1 protein-coding gene is annotated in these 684 nt (G+C 52.0%); it reads right to left on the bottom strand.

Annotated features, from left to right (window positions below; genetic code table 11):
• Positions 1 to 363: 363 nt before the first annotated feature.
• Positions 364 to 597, bottom strand: coding sequence for an MbeD family mobilization/exclusion protein (locus BFF42_RS19450; RefSeq protein ID WP_000137439.1), 234 nt, complete (start codon positions 595 to 597; stop codon positions 364 to 366).
• Positions 598 to 684: the final 87 nt, after the last annotated feature.

The raw sequence follows: 684 nt of genomic DNA, 5'->3' as shown, positions 1-684 counted from the left end.
TTTTTTCATGCTTTCGGAAGCGAAGAAGACGGGGATCTGAGCGGGAAAACAGAAGTTCAGGGGAATGAGCGCGATCTGGCAATAGAGGCAAAACACAGCAACAAAAGACACACCAGAATCGCGCCCGTATGCGTTTTAACGCGTTCCTGTGTTTTCAGCAAGGTCTGACTGAAGCGCGTTCCCGGTGCCCCCGAACCAACCATTATCCCAAAAAATGCACCGGAAACGCGCTGACAACATTTTAGCCTGTCTCTGATTACCATCCCAGCGAAGGGCCATCCAGTGTCCGTTCCTGTATTTCCAGCTGGCGCTCACGCTCCAGGGATAACGCATGTTCGCGTTCCTGTATCAGCCGTTCGTCCCTTATCTCCTGTTCTCGCTGTATAACTGGCTCAAGCGTTCTGTCTGCTCGCTCAAGTGCTGCACCTGCTGACTCAACTGCATGACCCGCTCATTCAGCATCGCGTTGTCCCGTTGCGTAAGCGAAAACATTTTCTGCAATTCCACGAAGGCGCTCTCCCATTCGTTCAGCCGCTGCATATAGTCCTGTTGCAGTTGCTCTAATGCGTTCAGCAAATGTCTTTCCAGCTCCGTCATGCTCTGTTACTCCTGTAGCAGCCTTACGGCATTCTGTTTCCCGTTTTCCATCGTCCAGTTCGTTTCGGCTTTCATCCCCTCGGGCAA

It is taken from the genome of Shigella sp. FC1661, assembly GCF_001712525.1.
In the GTDB taxonomy this organism is placed as follows: Bacteria; Pseudomonadota; Gammaproteobacteria; order Enterobacterales; family Enterobacteriaceae; genus Escherichia; species Escherichia coli.
Note: the sequence above shows the minus strand (reverse complement) of the source record. Positions and strands in the feature narration are given on the sequence as shown.